Below are 17471 nucleotides of genomic sequence, written 5' to 3'. Positions count from 1 at the left end.
GTTTCAATCTGACTTAAGCCAACAGATTCAATGCTGGTAGGGCCATCGAAAGTGAGCAAAAGAGCAGCGTGTATTTTTGGATAACCCATTGGAGGTGCGTTTTTCCATTATTTTGAGAAATTCTCAAAATTCCCAGAAGAATTTTGCCTGTCTCGGTGTTTAGTAATTGTCAAGGAAGTGATCTAGTGCCCTTTCAGGGCTTAGATTTAGGACTCAAATAACTGTAGCGCACTCCGTTGTCGTGCTTTATAAGAACATCAACCCAAATGATTTAGTGTGTGAGTCGCACTAGTCCATCCTTTTCAGGGATATCTATCCTTGACGGTATGTTGGTTTAAAAATTCATTTAGGCACGCAATATGCTTACCTAATTGAGTTCTTAGAACCAACCTAATGCGCTCTCCTGTGTGCTCCCTCCTGATTGATTGATCGTTTTCGTGAAGAACTGCTTGCATAGCAGTTCGCCCCGTAAGGTTTCCCATGAATAATTCTGCGCACTCCATGCATGACTCTGCTGGTTCAGAATCAATATTTCTGGACGTTGCTTCACCATTGTTGCCTAATAACAAGGCAAATCGATTCAAAGCATTCGTTGTCTTTGCGATTTTAATCGCTGGTGGGGCCTGGTATCAGTTGAGCAGCACTGGGGCCGGGCTGATTCGGCCTTTTGGTGATACCGATCCAATTGTCAATAATATTGAAAAACCTCTGGGAGGGTTTTTCGATATTGCATTAGTGAGCGGTCAATCGAAAATCATCGCTCGGGCAACAGCTGGACGGACCATGGAACTGAACTTGGAAGATGGAACGATTGAACAAGTTTCCTCTCGTGAAAATCGCTCAGCACTGCAGTTAATGGTTCGCACTTCAGGTCTGCCACTTGCCGTTTACGTCAACTCAAATCCAAATTTTAACTTACACTTTAACTTGAATAATTCGTTCACCGAATTGTTTGTGCCACAATCGTTGGAAGTTTCTGCTGTCACCATGTTTGAGGACAATCAGAAAATCGCCGTTGCCAGTTGCGATTTCAAAGCAGAAAAGCGAGATTCCAAATTGACATACCGTGTTGATATTCTGGATACGATTTCCGGCCGACTTGAAAAGACTATCCGTCTGCAGCATCTGATTTTCGATTTTGCTTATGATGAACAGCTTCATAATCTGTATGCTTCGACAAATAATGGTATTTATCGTCTGGAAGACGGGGTTGATCAATTGGAATTGATCAACTCGTGTCATGCTCGTTCTCTGGAATGCCTGGGCAATAGCCGTTTATTGATTACGGGACAGTTCAATGGGGATGTCCAGGCGATTTCTCTGGATACGCTGGAAACCTGCTGGGCCACCTCAGTTGGAAAATCAGCGACCGTCAAGGCGTTGACCTGCCACGAAACTCTGAACATGATCGCCGTTGGTGGCGAATTCAACTTTGTTCTCCTGCTTGACAGTAACACCGGTGCGACGATGCGAGTGCTCCTTCAAGATGAGTCTGCCGTTAATGATGTCGCTTACTCGGATGATGGTGAGCAGCTCTACATTTCTCGCTCAAATTCTACTGTGGCACTGTGGGATCTGACTCAATCCAGTCTGGTCAAAGTGTATGATCTTTAACAGCAATGTGGTTCAGGAACCCTGCCGCAGGATCTCTTCGTCAAAATAGTTGATGCCCATCCCGGCATCGATCACAAGCCCCTGAGCGTTTATCCCGGAAGAACGCGGGCTGAGCAGGAAGGCGATTGTGTTGGCGACTTCTTCTGTCTGCACGGCTTGTTTTCTGAGCGTGGCTTTTTCTGCATGAAGATAGCTGTCGACGTAACCCGGAATTCCGGCAGAGGCAGAAGTTTTCAGCAATCCGGGGCAAACGGCATTGAAACGGACCCGGGAAAACTTCGAAAACGACTTCGCCAGAAAACAAACGGAGGAATCAAGAGCCGCTTTGACAGGACCCATGAAGCCATAATTTTCTGCGGCCATGCGGGTTGTTGAAATCGAAACCGTTACGATGCTTGCGTCTTCATGCCACTGCTCTTTAAAGGCTTCCGCTAAGGCCATTAATGAAAAGCAGGAGATGTTAACGCTTTGCAAAAACGCCGCCCTTGGTGTTTCGTTATACGGCTTCCAACCCGCCGAGTAGTCCGCAAAGGCTATGGAGTGGACCAGCCCGTCGAGTGTTCCATAGTCTTTCGAGACTTCCTGCTGAAGTCGATCAATTTCGGATTGATGCTCGACATCGCAAATATATACGGGACGATCCCCCAATAATTTCTTGAGTGACTCTTTGCGTTGCTCGGAACGAACCGAGTAAATCACACTCGCCCCGGCTTCTTCAAGTAATTGAGCAGTGTGCCAGGCGACACTCTTACGATTCGCAACGCCGGTAACGAGAATGGTTTTTCCATCGAGCTGGAGGTAATTCATGGAGATGAGCTTTGGTTAGAACATGTCGAAAATAATTAGATTCTTTGAGACATACCATAATCCAAAGAATTCGAATCGCCAACACGACAGGCAATAGCCATAACTATTACAGGGTTGAACGGGAAAAAGAATTTCAAAGGGTTCTGACTATAAAACCAGACTATAAAAAGCTTAAAAGCACTGTTGCTTCGCCATATCAAGAAAGTGTCGGACGGCTCTTCCGCTGATCGTTTCTTTCTCCATCAGCTCGTTGGCAATCAATTCGATCGCTTTCGATGGTTCTGCACCGTTGAGCAGGTTGTCGGTTTTATCGATCAGTCGTTGAGCCAGTCGCTGCAGTTGACGTTCGTTTTTAGCTCGATTTACGGAGAGCAGACTTTCAACGAGGAGCAGATCCTGAGAGGCTCCCAGCTGGCAATACCGTCCGGTCACACGACTTTCCGCCACCATCCCGGCCAGCAAAATCAGAACTTCATCTTCCATCGGGTCTTTGGAAGCTTTATGCCGACCTTTCTGAATTTTGCAGGCTCCGAGTCGACTGATCCCACTCTGCAGCTGCCCGGGAGCAATCGTTACTTTTTCAACGGGTCGCCCCAGCAAAATCGCCATCACCGCATGCCCCGCTTCGTGATAAGCGGTTGCTTTCAATTCTGCTTGGGACCGAGTGACGGTCTCTGCAGTTGATTCTATTTGTCCTCGATTTTTCTTACTCATGATAAGCTGAAAGTTGTAGCAGAAAATTAAGATCGCGTCGCGGATGCTGAAAATATTTGAGTGATAAGCATAATCGACGTAAGGCTTGGTGGCATGCGAGGCAGGCAGCCGAGTATGCTCAATCCGTCATTATTGCGCTCCGGTTCAAACACTTACTGAATTATGTATGGAAGCCTCCCTGCTGAGTCTGTTGCCGCCAGTTGTGGCTATTGTTCTGGCAATCACCTTGAGAAATGTGTTGCCGGCTTTGTTTGTTGGCGTCTGGGTGGGGACGACGATCATGGAAGGCGGTCGCCCGGATCTTGGCTTTCTAAGGATCTTCGACACACTCCTGTTACATCAAGTGGCTGCTCCCGGGGAGAACGGAACGGTCGATTACTTTCACCTGCATATTATTCTCTTCACGGCTTTTCTGGGTGCGATGGTCGGCATTATGACACTCTCGGGTGGCACCAATGCGGTTTTGAATCGGATTGCAAGTCGCATCGACGATCGACGTCACGGTCAAATGCTGACCTGGCTGATGGGGCTGATCATTTTCTTTGACGACTACGCGAACACGCTGCTCATCGGGGGAACGATGCGTCCGTTGACGGACCGATTGAAAATCTCACGAGAGAAACTGGCATTCCTGATTGATTCTACAGCCGCTCCCGTAGCCGGGCTCTCTTTGATTTCCACGTGGGCCGGTTTTGAAGTCTCGTTGCTGGTCGAGGGATTCCAGGCGGTTGGACAGTCGGTGAATGGCTGGGAAGTTTTTCTGGCGACGATACCGTATCGGTTTTATCCCCTGACGATGCTCCTGTTCGTTTTTCTGATTGGATGGACGGGACGAGACTATGGTCCAATGTTGACGGCTGAACTCAAAGCCGCCCATCCTGATCTCACTCCATCCAATGATACCGTGTCTCCAAACAACTCTCGAAATGATTCATTACTGATGCGACATGCCCTGCTGCCGATTGGCACGCTGCTTGTTACAGTCGCCATTGGAATGATGATGGACATGGACCGGGCAACTGAAGTGCTGGTTGTTGCTTCATTTCTCGCGTCAGCAGTGGGCGTAGTAAGCACGATTTTCAGTCGGACGTTTACGGTCAATGAATCGATGGAGGCTTGGATTGAGGGTGCTAAAAGTATGGTTCCAGCGATTGTGATTCTGACAATGGCCTGGATGATTGGAGCGATCTGTGATGATGATCACTTAAAAACCGGACGTTATTTGCAACAACTTGTCGGCAACTCGTTATCCCCGGAATGGTTGCCTGCGGTTGCATTTATCGTCTCGGCTGCAGTTTCGTTTATGACCGGCAGTTCGTTTGCGACGATGGGGTTACTGGTCGTGCCATTCACGGAATTGAGCTGGACGGCGCTCGGGGGAGAGGCGACTCTGATTTCTGATCCGGTATTGCTGGGAACAGTGGGGTCCGTACTGGCAGGTGCAATCTTCGGTGACCACTGTTCGCCAATATCAGATACCACGGTCCTCTCGGCTGCAGCAGCAGACTGCGATCATCTTAAACATGTGGAGACTCAGTTTCCCTACGCATTAACCGTCGGAGGGACATCGTTTTTACTGGGATGCCTGCCGATCGGTTTCGGGGTTAATGTTTGGCTTTGTCTGATTGTGCAAATTGTCGTGCTGTTTTTGTTCCTGCGAATCGTCGGTCGATTTTCGTCGGATAGCTGACGTGACAATGAAGTGTAAGTCAGGCAATGCCTGACCTACACCTTGGTGACATTGCCATCAATCTGAATTGACTCACTCGCTTGTGTATCGTGCTGGGAACGAGAAAACATCTCGATGACTGAGGAAACCGCATAAGACATAACTGTCGATTGTAAGGATTACACGGACGAGAATTTCGTCACAATCGTGTGATTACTCAGCTTTCTTTGAAGAATGATGTCCCCTGCAAGGCTCGGCTTTCGTTTAGAGAACTAGTGACCGATAGCAATAAAAAGCGTGCCTGAACTTCAAGGAGACCGTTATGAAACGGAATCACATTCAATATAATCTGCTAACTCTGTTCGTGTTCTCTCTTTTTTCGGGAGTTTTCACAGGGACAGCCTCCGCTGAAACTCCGCAGTTGATGTACCACGATTTCGACTCGGCTCGTAAAGTCGCCCGCGAACAGAATCTACCAATCCTGTTGCACTTCTATACCGACTGGTGTGGACCTTGCCGACAGATGAATCAAACCGTTTTCTCTTCACCACAATTGCAAAAGCAAATGGGGGGACGAGTGATTCTGGTCAAAGTAAATGCAGAACGGGCAACCGAACTGGCTCGAATGTATCAGGTGGATACTTACCCAACGGACGTGTTTATCGATGCCAACGGTCGCATGCTGAGCAAGCTGGTCGGGATGGCTTCTTATCAGGAGTTTGTCCGCAGTGGACTCGAAGTGGCCGATAAATATCAGAGGTCACAGGAGATACTTCGCGATCGTAAAAATTCCGGCAAAGATCCCGTGCCCGTTTCCATGTGGAAAATTCAGTTGGGAGAAGAAGGAAAACTGGCCGTTGAAGCTCAGGATCCTAATCAACCTGAGGAGCAGTCGGGCGGTCAGCAGAAATCTGTCCCCAATCCGTATGGAACGGATAAAGTCACTGCAGAACTGGAACCGGAAGTTGTGTTCCTGGCTCTGGATGGATTCTGCCCAGTCAGTTTGAAGAAGAACCGTCAGTGGGTTAAGGGGAGTGAAGAATTCGTTATGGTTCACAAGCAGCAGCGGTATCAGTTCACAGGAACTGAAGAACTGCGCGAGTTTGAGCAGAATCCGCACGAGTTCGCCCCCCGGTTACTTGGATGCGATCCTGTGATCGTTTGGGAATCAGATCGTGCGATTCCGGGATCGACCGCTTTTGCCGCTTATTATAATGAGGAGTTGTATCTGTTTACGACGGAAGAGAATCGTAAGTTATTTGAGCTCGACCCGGCTCGATATACGAATACGCGTCATGTGCTCGCACCCCGGGATGTCGAAGCAACTTTGATTCGATAAAAGTAAAATTTACTTGCAGTCGGGAATGATTCTGCCTGAGTTCATGGCTTTTGTGCCTCCAGTCAGAGTGTTTTCGAGTAAACCAGGTCGATAATTTTTTCTGAAAAAAAGCGATCTGTTAGAAAAACAGAATTGAAGATGCATTGACATGCCTTGACGCGTGGTACATACTGCAATTGTGCGAAGGCGATTGCCGAAAGCATAATGCCAAGATCGTGCATTCAAATTCTGACGGGAAGCCTTGCTAGGTTCCTATCGCTTGCAGAGACGATCTTATTGGAATTACATTACCGTAATAAGACATGACCCTTGTTGAAGTATGAGACGGTCAGTTCCTTCAACAAAACGGACTCCATCAACAGTCAATAGCGTCCAGGCAAAAATGTCTGGATAACAGTGTTTCCTGAGCAGTACTATTCACAACCATGGGGTTGCGAAAGACAGTTTCGGGTTCATTTCCCAGAGAAATCACGAATCAAATTTTCTCTAACTCCAAATTTTTTACGTATTGGTCCCTGTAGTGGATCGAATCGTAATTTCCGATCACTAAGTGTACAGGGTAGCACTCTGTAGTAGATTAAAGTTAGTCTGATCGTTACGCTCGAAAGAGTGCGTGAAACCATCGGTGCATTGTCCCGACAGGTCCGATTGCTGTTCTCACACGCAATAATAGAAACATAGCAGGTTCTTCTGAACAGAAAGCGTTCAGGATTTCTGTGTATTGTGTTTCATAAGATCAGCAGACGGTTCAATTCATTTGAAAAAGAATTTCAAAACGTGGCTGTCATCTTCTGAGAAGTTTAAACTTCTCGGTTTTTCACAGCATTTGGCTCATTCCGGCTTGGATTTTGCAATTCAAGAGTGAGCACCATGGGAAAGGAATCTAAACTCGCAAGTGAATGACTGGTCGTTCGTCACGGTGAAAATTTGACAGTAACGATTTTACTGTGACGGTTTTGGGAAGAGTAAGTTGTAAGCACGACAACGGTGTGCATTACAGTTTTTGGATTCCCGAATTAATACCCAGACAGGGTACTGGTCGTTCTCTGCGTCAGGTCTCTCTGGGTCGATTTACGACCGGAAACCGTTTGATGTCAGTCCGTAGGATTGTCTTGTTTATCCATTCAACGTGCACTGTTTAGGGGAGCTGATTTTAAGAACTGAAAATTCTGTGATCGCGGAAGGCTTCCTTCCAACCTCTCAGTTTGACTCTGATTCTTATCATTCTCAAACGGAACATGTTGTTGATTCTCAGGTGACCAATGCGTCCAACGTATTGAAGTTTTCCTGAGTCCCCTGATTTTTTGAGTATTCGATATTCAACCAGGAACGTCCAGGCACTTACACGGAAGTCATTGATTTCTGATGAGCTGGATTTTCCTGCACGAAATGGCAGGATGCTCCAGATGCGGTCGATCGGAATCGTTACGATCTCCGCTCACAACTTACTGCGAATTTTTTCGCGAGAATCACTTACTGCGAAGAAATCGCAAAAACGTAAGGCACTGTAGGAAAGATTTATGCCCACTAAGAGTACCAACTCAAGTAGCCGAACCCCACGCTCGGCTCCCAAAAGTCGCAAACGGACTAAAGCTGAATCAACGGATCAGCCAGCCGAAGAAATGAAAGCGTCCGCGACCGAAAGTGAAGCCCCTGCCAAGCCCAAAAAGGCCCCGGCAAAAACCTCAAATAAAGATGAAGATTTTGGAGATGGTGTGATGGACAACTCCAGCAACGCTAATTCTGGAGGCGGGAGAAAAGAGGGAGGCTCGAACGATGGAGACTCTCAAAAAAACCGCCCGCCTCGTCGCCGTCGCCGTCGACGAACTAACGGACGCGACGACAACACCAGCAATAATAGCAACAACAATAACAATCGTGGTCGCAATAATAACAGCGGCGGTAACAACAGTGGCGGTGGTAATCGTGGTCGTGGCCGTGGTCGTGGCCCGCAACGCCAGGGTGGGGGTGGTCGATCCAATACCAAATCGAATGTCGCTTCAACTGGCCAGCCGATTCATGAAATCGAAGGCGAAATCGAAGGCGTTCTCGAGTTGCATCCCAAAGGCTACGGCTTTATGCGGAACTCCAGCGTCAACTATTCTTCACAGGATTCCGACGCATTCGTCTCCAGCACAACCGTTGAAAAGTATGGTCTCCGCGAAGGGATTCTCATTCGTGGTCAGGTCGGTCCCGGCACTCGCGGACAGGGACCTCGACTGCACGAAATCATCAGTATCGATGGTCGCACCCCTGAAGAGTATTCTCAGATCAAGCATTTTGATGGTCTGACCGCCATCAATCCTTTTGAGCAGATCAAACTCGAAACGCAACCGGAAATGGTCACGATGCGAGTCATGGATCTGCTCACTCCAATCGGCAAAGGTCAACGCGCGTTGATTGTCGCACCACCGCGAACCGGTAAGACAATGCTCCTGCAGGATATCGCCAACTCTGTCAGTACGAATCATCCGGAAGTGCATCTGATTGTGCTGCTGATTGACGAACGGCCTGAAGAAGTGACCGAAATGCAGCGGCTCGTCAACGGCGAAGTGATTGCTTCGTCGATGGACCGCGATGTTGAAAGTCATGTGCGAACCAGTCAGCTCATCATCGAACGAGGCAAGCGTATTGCCGAAGCCGGTGGCGATTGCTTCATTTTATTGGACAGCATCACCCGCACCGCCCGCGCGTTCAATAAATGGGTCGGCAATACCGGCCGAACCATGACCGGTGGTCTGGATGTAAAGGCGATGGACATTCCCAAGAAGATGTTTGGAACCGCTCGCCGCTTCGACGAAGGGGGCTCGCTGACAGTTGTCGGCACAGCCCTGATCGATACCGGCAGCCGGATGGACGATGTTATCTTCCAGGAGTTCAAAGGAACAGGAAATATGGAAATGGTCCTGAGCCGCGATCTCGCCGATCGCCGCATCTGGCCATCAATCGACATTTCCAAATCCGGCACCCGCCGCGAAGAAAAAATCCTCGACCCGGACATCATGGAAGGCGTCACCGCCCTCCGCCGTGCCCTGATCACCATGAGCCCAACCGAAGCCATGGAAGAACTAACCCGCCGCCTGGCGATGTTCCCGAGCAACAAAGAATTCTTGGCCAAAATTCGTACGGTGCTGTAGGATTTCGGGTTGATGTAAGAACCAAAAAGCGGGTGATTTTTTTCACCCGCTTTTTTTATGTTGTCTTCGAATCTAGTTTATGCATAACAAACACTACTGACTACACTTCCTAATCGTGCTATTCTCAGCATGTCCACTAAAAAATAGCGCAGGAAATAAATTTATGAAAGCCAGTTTACAGACCATGTGCTTCGTGTTGCTCCTGATGTCGTTATTAAGTGGGGTGGCGCCCTGGAGTAGTTGCAATGATTTAATTGCCGAAGATAAACCCATTCCGAACACTGGAGAAGTGGCTAAATCTGCGAAATCTCCAACTCAAAATCGAGATGCAACGATTACACTGGAATTTGACAAGCCGACTTACTTTCTCGGTGAGAATGTGATTTTGCATTGGCACTTCGTCAACTCTGGAAATCAACCAATCAATATTAGTATGGGGGGAGATGGACGTACGCCAGGAGCAAAGCGTGCCATTCGATTTAAAGTCGATGTGATTGATGAAAAAGGTCTCTCCGCTGCGGATCCCTACCCGAATCCAAACAACTTTGGAGGAATGTTTGGTAACCCGACGCTTGAGCCTGGAGAGGAGTATTGGGATGAGTTGCAGTTAATGCGATATCGGGAGGTGAAGAAATCCGGAAAATATACGATCAAAGTTTATCATAATCTTGGCTGGAAAAAGCCAGATGAAGCACCGGTTGTGACCACAACCCTCAACTTCATAATGCCGAAAGAGAAACAGGCACGTGAAGTGTTTGAGGAAATGCTGAGCTTGCCGGACAATTCTGATCGCTCATGGGGCAAAAAAGGTCGGAAGTTCGCCGACTTCGAGCTAATGCGTTATCCCGTCTATCTCCCAATGGCGAAAGAACTTGCACAACAGGGTGACATTCGTGGCTTGAAAATGCTAGGAGAGATGGCTTTCCCTGATGCGACCACTGCTCTACTGGAGTTGATGAGTCACAACTCACCTGCGATATCAGAAAAAGCGGGAGAGTTATTACTCAGAAGAATGTCCCCTCACGAAGATTCAACAATTTCCCATGCAAGTTATCTGGCTTCCACGTCCTGGACGGATGAGCTAAGAAAGCTGGCAGCTGTCCCAGCCTGGAAACTATTGGCTGAAGATGACCGGGAGGGAATCATTCGGGGTGCAAGATTAATTCGTTCACTTGGCACCAAAGATGATCTCCCTGCGTTAATCAAGGTGATGGACCGGGTTCTAGTTGACTTGAAACATAACGAGATCGAGCAAAAAGCGTATCTTCGCCCTTGGACTGCCTCAAGCTCGTTGGAAGGAGCGAGTCAGGAATTATTACAACGTGGTGCACGACCACCCGAATCAGCAACAACGCCAGGAAATTCCGTAGTCTGGCTATTAGCTTTAGGAACTAACGAAGATTTTCGCCCTGAAGGTTGGCGCGAAACCATTCGGGGTCTGATTCAGCACGAAATCCCCTTTATTCGCGATCTGGCTTTACGCAATATGCCATTGCCGCTCGACTCTGATACCATCCCTGTCGTGGCGGATGCAATCTTGGATGGTTTTGCGCCCGTTCAGGCGGCAGCATGTGATTTGGCGAGAAGGTCGAAATTGAAAAAGTTTGGCCCCAATTTGATAACTGTTCTCAGACTCTCCGAAAACGATTGGTTAATCCGAGCGGCGTTCCGATCTGCTCATGAATGCGGTGTTCCCAATGACAAACGACTCGAAATCTGTCTCCAGCGAATGGGAGGTTTCACCAATGATCGGAATATGGTGATCCTGGGACTTTTGATCGATGGCTCAATTGACAGCAATGGACATGGGGCACAAGAAATTAAAGATTGGCAGCCATTTCTTCCAAGAATCCAAACTGCCTGGCTCGATTTTATTAAGTCTCATCGACAGGAATTACAAGAGGGTACACGATACCGACCTGGCTCTGAGGCACTCTCTCCAGACATGTTTCCCCCTCAATTTCAATTACATATTAGCGGCCAACCTGGCTGGCCCATTGAATGAAGCAGGATAGAACGCTGAGATTTCACTAGTTCAGTAGGTTGGGTTACTGTTTATAAATCATAAATGATAACAGCGGACAGTACCGCAGTCATTATAATGTAAAGAAAACATGGGACGCGGCTTCACTCATTTATAGCTATGTCGACGACGATCTCCCAGATGAATGGACGCTTTGCTCCGCTTATCTCAACTACGTTCTCGATGATGGAATGCGGCTAGCCGTCAATCAGGCCGACTACTACTGCCCCAATTGCAATCATTTTGTCGTAGGCGAGAGAATCGAAACCGTCTCAGCTCTTGAACAGGAAATCAACGACATCGAAAACGCTCCCCAAAGTCGTCGTCGTATGCTCGCCGAAGTCATTGGAAACATCCCACAACAGATCGCAGAATTGCACATTCGGATCAAGTGGAGAAAAAACCGAAGATCACCACCGAAGTGCCTTCATTGCGGTTGCGCAGATATCCTTCTGATTCCAGATAGAAAAGAATTCAATCATCCTGAAACTGGCAAAAGAATGAAGCGATCTGGAAATGGATTCGCCTCCACAGCCGAATGGTTCGCCACTTACACACCCGAAGGCGATCAAATAGAGTCATCAAACAAGTAGTGAAGTAGGGTGCGTCTTGACGCACCTTCCCATGATTCTCTTACAGGCGCAGGGATGTGCCAAACGCGGGCGTTTGGTTGACGAAAGTCATAAGAGGGTAACTTCCAACCGGGTGACACAATTCACGGTTTTTCATGAATCTTCCTGTTGCTATGCAACCCAGACGCACGCGTCTGGGCCATCCAGCCACCTGTCGTGACAACACCCGAGTCATGACTGACTCGGCTCGCCTCTTTATGGGCTTGATTATGAGATGCGCGATTCATTTTCAGAATATAAAAACACTGAAAATGATGATCAGTACTGCGACGAAGAATGCGGCTGAGATAGCTACGCCTATGGGAGTCCGGAAGAATGATTGCACTCCGATGGCAACCGAATGCTCCGTCTGAAAATCGAATTGATAACCATCCGCTTCGGTCGAGTCGGATGTCACCTGAACTTCGGTGATGACGTCTGAAATCAGTTTGTCCTGATCCTGCAGCCTGACTCCGACAATCTCACAAACGGGGATCGGTTCGTTGAGTCGCCAGGTCAGTCCTTGAACTGCAGAACTGTTTGGCTTGGTACCCAAGTTGGTTATTAGTCCGTTGGAATAATTGACAACGAGTTCATAGTCGGGCAGAGACTCTTGCTGCTTGATAAAGGGTAAATTGTGGTCACGAGGTTCGACTTCTGGATTGAGTGCAGTGACCGTGACCTGAATCAGTCCATTACTACGGAACGCGGCAATGACCACACAAGAAATAACGCTAAGGAGAATGATGCCAAAACAAATCAGCCTCGTCATCGGCCATGCCGAGTGAGTTGAACCTGATCGTGTTCTATCAGACTGTTCCTCTGTCATATAAGAAACCTTACTTCTATCTACAGCAATGTGCACACGTCTGGCACCTGCTTCAAAGTTGGGGGAAAAACCAACAAGTATCGTGACAATACCCGAGTCATCACTGACTTGGCTTGCCTTTGCTTAGGTTTGACTATTGTGTCCCTCTTGTGGTTTTGCCGCCCAGAGAACACTTCGAGATTCTCTGGGCAAACCTGCTCCTTAAAACTCATCCGTGAAAATCTGTGTTCATCCGTGGATCAAATAACTTGATCCTGGAGGGGACTTACGACTTCCGAATAAACTCTGAGGCATAGGCTCGTACGTGTTGTCCGTTGAGGACGTGGAACATGCGTAGTTGTTGGATGGTTTGTTGGCTGAATTTGTTGAGGGGGACGTGGATGATTTTTTTGCCGGAGCGTTGGGCCAGTTTTTTCCAGGCGATGCCGGGGGGCTTTTCGCTCAGTAGGGCGATATGTTTTTCCCGACTGTGATGGGCTCCGGCGACAATGAGGCGTTCTTCGAGGGTGTCGACAAAATCGAAACGGCTGTCGTGCCAGATGTCGCGGATGGGGCGGGGCGGGAACAGGAACATGGCGCCGCCGTAACGTCCCAGGGCGATGCCGGGGCCGACCATCTCTGCGAGATAGTTCGAGGCAAAAAATGAGAGAGTTGATTCATCGTTATGCTCGGCATGCCAGGTAATTCGTTGAGGATAGTCGCGCGGGTCAGCCGGGGAATCGAACAGCATGACGACGCAATCGAGTCCGCCGCGGGTCGGGGGAACTTCCTTCACGTAGAGGTCGCCCGTGTGCCAGTTGCGGAGTGTTTCCCGGATATCGAGGCCATCCTTGAGACTGGTCGTGAACTTCTCGGTTTTCGCCAGATCGTTACCGAGCATCGACATCGCCTGATCTTTGACATGCGAACGAAAATTTTCGATCGCGTTGTCTTCAGGTGGCCAGCTGCAGTGGGCATAGTGGTTCCAACTGGTTAGCCACTCTTTCTGTTGTTGTTTTTGGGGACGCGATTGGAGATTGCACGAGCGCCAGCTGATCGGATGCCCAGGCAACCTGGTTTTCATAGTCACGACATCGCCATCGGGCAGCCGAGCCTGATCGATGCCCATCGAGATATGAGGCGCATCGTTAGGTGGAGAAAAACGATATTCCCGGGCGACTTCGGCCAGGATGATCGCAAACTGATCGCCGAAGACTTGTTGAGCCGCGATGATGAGGGTGTAAAGATCGGGCGTCAAACGGCGTTCGATGAGCGATAAGTTGCGGATATATCGAAAATAGACGCCAAGGAGTTTGGGAGTGATGGGCCGAGCACGTTTTTTAAACTCCTCGACATAGACATCACGCGAGCGGAGCAACAATTGCTTGATGCCGTCGACGCTCAGGTTTTCATCGTTATCCAGTTCAAAGCGGGCTTCCTCATACAGACTAGTAATAGAGGGCAATTCCCCCAAGGCAAAAATGAGCGACTTTTCTGTTACCGTCGCCGTCTGAACAGGTGTTGGCGGAGGGCTCTCTAGCGAATCGACGGCTTCCTGATTGTCATAGGCGGCTTTGATCAGCATCCATTCCGAAAAAGAGCAGAGACAGAGAATCGATGTTTGCGTCCGTTCGAGTTCTCGCAATCGTTCTGCCATGTGTCGAATGCGATACAGCAATTGCGGGGTCTGGGCGGTTGAGAGTACCGGAATGGCAGCCGAGGTGAAGGCTTCGGCATGCAGCCGTTTGACGGCGTAGGGATCGGGAAGTGAGGTATGAATCACTTCAAACTGGGTCACTTCGGGATCGATAAAGGCCCGGGGAATGTGTTCCTGCATCGCGATCCGAATCGCGGCGATGACCGGTTGGCAGGGATCGATCGGCACATAAGTGGCCGATTCGTCATCGAAGTCGTCATCATCATCGTCTGTGAAGGAGTCGGGCTGCCATTGGGTGGCTTCAAAAGTAGCCTGCTCATTTTGCCAGACAACACTGATGACGGGAAGTTGATGAACAGCTGTTTCGACGGGCTCTTGAAATGGTTCCGGAAGTGGAACGGCCAGACAGTCGAATTTCCCGGACAGGAGGATCCGCCGAACTTCAACGGCATAATCTCCACTGCCGTGAATGACAGGCAGTAATTGAATGCGTTCACTCAGTTTTAGCAGACTGATCGATGGGTCCATAAAATTTGATGATATTCCAAAAATAGCGTGACAGCCACAAACAACCACGATGGACATTTATATTGAGATGTGCTGCATTGGATCAGCAATATTGTACGGAATTCGTCACTGGACAGGAGCAAAAATCAACTACAACCGAGCGAATTCATAGAATTCCTATCAACTCGACAATCGGTACAACCGATACCTAAACCGTGGACTTGTTTTGTAATGGAATACATGAGAAGGCCAAAAATCTAAAATGCGGGCTTTTATTGGGTGAATTGAATGCCTGATGTGTCATTGAAAAGCATTTTAAGATGAGGGACTCATATCTTTAGAGACTCCGGAATATCCCGTAGATCTCTGGTTGATACCATCAAGATGGCTGCCACTGGGGGACACCCGAACAGCCAGTTTGATTGATTTTTATTTACTCCAGGGAAGGAGCGACCTCGGATGGCGGATTCATCGAGGTATATTGGGCAACTGACAAGCAGATTGCGAGTTATGGAACTTGCATTGTGTGGTCTGATTCTGTCATGCACGGCCGTTTCGTTCGGGCAAAGTGCACCTCAGCCAGGGCTGGATGCTCGCATTATCAGTATGCCCAAAGTGGAACGAAAACTAGAGATCATTCAAAATCGCAGCCAGTTGATTAAGACTCGCAAACGCGTCACACGCATGGCGATCGCAGATCCAACCGTGATCGATATTGCTCCATTCGAGGACAATGAATTTGCGATAATCGGAGCTGCCCTAGGTACAACGACATTAACGTTGTGGTTTGAAGGCGATGACAATCCACTGATCTATGAAATCACGACCATTCGCGATCCGAACATTGAAGAACAGGTTCGAATCGATTATGGCAAGCTCGAACGCAAGTTGGCGATATTGTTTCCGAACAGTAAAGTCTATCTGATTCCTCTGCACGAAAAACTTGTGGTCAAAGGGGAAGCTCGGGATGCCGCTGAGGCAGCTCGGATCTTGCAAATCATTCGCGGTGAATTCATCGACGATTACGGTGGACTCGGCGGGCCGGGCGGAGCCGGTGGTCGGGGAGATGATTTTGGAGATCGAGGTGGTCCAGCAGGTCGAGATAACGACAACCTGTTTTCAAGTTTTATTGTCAATATGTTGCAGGTGCCCGGAGAATTCCAGGTCATGTTGCACGTTACGATTGCCGAGTTGAACCGCTCTCAGTTACGACGTATGGGAGTCAACATTAACGTGTTGATTAATGATGGCAGTACAGCCCTCACCTCTGCCATTTCCGGCGGTGTGCCTACTTTGACAGGTATTTTCAGCAATGGCGATGTCAGTGTCTTAATCAGCGCGCTGGCTTCAAACGGAACCGCGAAAATTCTTTCGCGTCCTTCATTGACAACCTTAAGTGGACACCCCGCAACTTTTCTGGCTGGGGGTGAATTTGCTGTGCCTACGGTAGTTGGTATTGGCGGAGCACAAGGTCAAACGACTCAGTTCCGAGGCTTCGGTACATCGATGGTTGTAGTTCCAACTGTTGTCGATGGAGATCTGTTTCGCTTACGCATCTCTCCCGAGTTTTCAAAGATCGATCCGAATGCCACCGTTGGTGGTATTCCAGGTTTGAGTTCTCGTCGAGTGAATACAACGGTTGAACTGAGAGAAGGACAAACCATTGTTCTGGGCGGATTGCTTTCACGTCAGCAAAGTACGGAAGTGACTCGAATTCCCTACCTCGGGGAAATCCCACTGATTGGACCTTTGTTGTTCAACAGTAAGCGGGCGAACGAAGATGAACTGGAACTGATTGTTCTGGTCACTCCAGAACTTGTCCGGGCGATGGATCCTGATGAAGTTCCTCCGGTTCCCGGCTTCAATGTCACACACCCGAACGATCCTGAACTTTATCGCTATGCGATGACCGAAGGGGCTCCCGATAACGAAGTGTATCAGCTGGCTCCTTACGGAAATCATGTTGGCGAACCAACACCTGTTGGATTCAACGTCTACAATCCTTCACCAGCAACACCGCAGTATGGACCGATTCCTCAGGCGAATCAGCCAAGTGGTGTGCCTTCGCCAGCTCCCTGGATGAACCAGAATTCCCGATATCAGGGAAACAGCAATGGTCTTCCCGGTGTCGAAATGCAGCAGGGACAGGGGTTTGACAATGGCGTTTATAATCAGTATCCGACTGAGCAGCAGTACTACGATCAGGAGATGATGAATCCTCAGATAATGAACCAGCAGAACATGTATCAGCAGCAAATGTATCAGCCTCAGGGAAACCAGGGGATGATGAATCCGCAGCCGAGGATGGCTCCGCCGACTCAGAATTATCCAAGTCATCCCATTCAAGGATACCAGAACAATTCTCAAATGTTGCAGTCGCCAAATCCAATGATGCCGGTTCCTGACGCGGGGGCTCAGTCTTATCGCGGTGGAAATCCTACGGCAGCAATGATGAATCCGGCTGGAACTCCGAACTACAACACACAAATGTTCAATCAGCAATACGCGGCTCCCGTTTCCAATACCCGTTACATTCAAACTCCACAGTACCAGCAGCGTTAAACTGGTTGGATTAGATGTGTCGA

At 48.7% G+C, this 17471-nt stretch carries 11 protein-coding genes; 7 read left to right on the top strand and 4 right to left on the bottom strand.

The window, feature by feature from the left end; genetic code table 11:
• Positions 1-480 precede the first annotated feature (480 nt).
• Entirely contained in the window at positions 481-1614 is a 1134-nt protein-coding gene (locus Pan54_RS19530; RefSeq protein WP_146505081.1) for a WD40 repeat domain-containing protein, read from the top strand.
• A 12-nt stretch (positions 1615-1626) separates the two neighbouring features.
• Here Pan54_RS19530 and Pan54_RS19525 read toward each other — a convergent pair whose 3' ends face one another.
• Both Pan54_RS19525 and Pan54_RS19520 read right to left on the bottom strand, forming a co-directional pair.
• The gene (locus tag Pan54_RS19525) at positions 1627-2421 is read right to left on the bottom strand and encodes an enoyl-ACP reductase FabI (protein WP_146505080.1); all 795 of its coding nucleotides are present in this window, start codon (positions 2419-2421) and stop codon (positions 1627-1629) included.
• A gap of 171 nt (positions 2422-2592) precedes the next feature.
• Positions 2593-3135, bottom strand: coding sequence for a M50 family metallopeptidase (locus Pan54_RS19520; RefSeq protein ID WP_146505079.1), 543 nt, complete (start codon positions 3133-3135; stop codon positions 2593-2595).
• Between the two features lie 166 nt (positions 3136-3301).
• Here Pan54_RS19520 and Pan54_RS19515 point away from each other — a divergent pair, with 166 nt between their 5' ends.
• From Pan54_RS19515 to Pan54_RS19495, 5 genes are all read left to right on the top strand, one after another.
• The gene (locus tag Pan54_RS19515) at positions 3302-4825 is read left to right on the top strand and encodes a Na+/H+ antiporter NhaC family protein (protein WP_146505078.1); all 1524 of its coding nucleotides are present in this window, start codon (positions 3302-3304) and stop codon (positions 4823-4825) included.
• Positions 4826-5126: 301 nt separating this feature from the next.
• On the top strand, positions 5127-6143 hold the full coding sequence (locus tag Pan54_RS19510; RefSeq protein WP_146505077.1) for a thioredoxin family protein: 1017 nt from the start codon (positions 5127-5129) through the stop codon (positions 6141-6143).
• A 1520-nt stretch (positions 6144-7663) separates the two neighbouring features.
• A complete protein-coding gene (gene rho, locus Pan54_RS19505; RefSeq protein WP_146505076.1) occupies positions 7664-9280 on the top strand; it encodes a transcription termination factor Rho in 1617 nt (538 codons plus the stop codon).
• 163 nt (positions 9281-9443) lie between these two features.
• Positions 9444-11285, top strand: coding sequence for a hypothetical protein (locus tag Pan54_RS19500; RefSeq protein ID WP_146505075.1), 1842 nt, complete (start codon positions 9444-9446; stop codon positions 11283-11285).
• 209 nt (positions 11286-11494) lie between these two features.
• Positions 11495-11896, top strand: coding sequence for a hypothetical protein (locus tag Pan54_RS19495; protein ID WP_146505074.1), 402 nt, complete (start codon positions 11495-11497; stop codon positions 11894-11896).
• 268 nt (positions 11897-12164) lie between these two features.
• On the opposite strand, the gene Pan54_RS19490 is transcribed toward Pan54_RS19495, so the two are convergent.
• The gene (locus Pan54_RS19490; protein ID WP_146505073.1) at positions 12165-12686 is read right to left on the bottom strand and encodes a hypothetical protein; all 522 of its coding nucleotides are present in this window, start codon (positions 12684-12686) and stop codon (positions 12165-12167) included.
• Positions 12687-13008: 322 nt separating this feature from the next.
• Positions 13009-14907, bottom strand: a complete 1899-nt coding sequence (locus tag Pan54_RS19485) for a hypothetical protein (RefSeq protein ID WP_146505072.1) — start codon at positions 14905-14907, stop codon at positions 13009-13011.
• A gap of 438 nt (positions 14908-15345) precedes the next feature.
• On the opposite strand from Pan54_RS19485, the gene Pan54_RS19480 reads away from it, so the two are divergent.
• The gene (locus Pan54_RS19480; protein ID WP_146505071.1) at positions 15346-17448 is read left to right on the top strand and encodes a pilus assembly protein N-terminal domain-containing protein; all 2103 of its coding nucleotides are present in this window, start codon (positions 15346-15348) and stop codon (positions 17446-17448) included.
• The last annotated feature ends 23 nt before the right edge of the window (positions 17449-17471 follow it).

The organism is Rubinisphaera italica (assembly GCF_007859715.1).
GTDB classification, from domain to species: Bacteria; Planctomycetota; Planctomycetia; order Planctomycetales; family Planctomycetaceae; genus Rubinisphaera; species Rubinisphaera italica.
The sequence above is the reverse complement of the archived record's forward strand: the minus strand, read 5'-3'. Positions and strand labels throughout refer to the sequence as shown.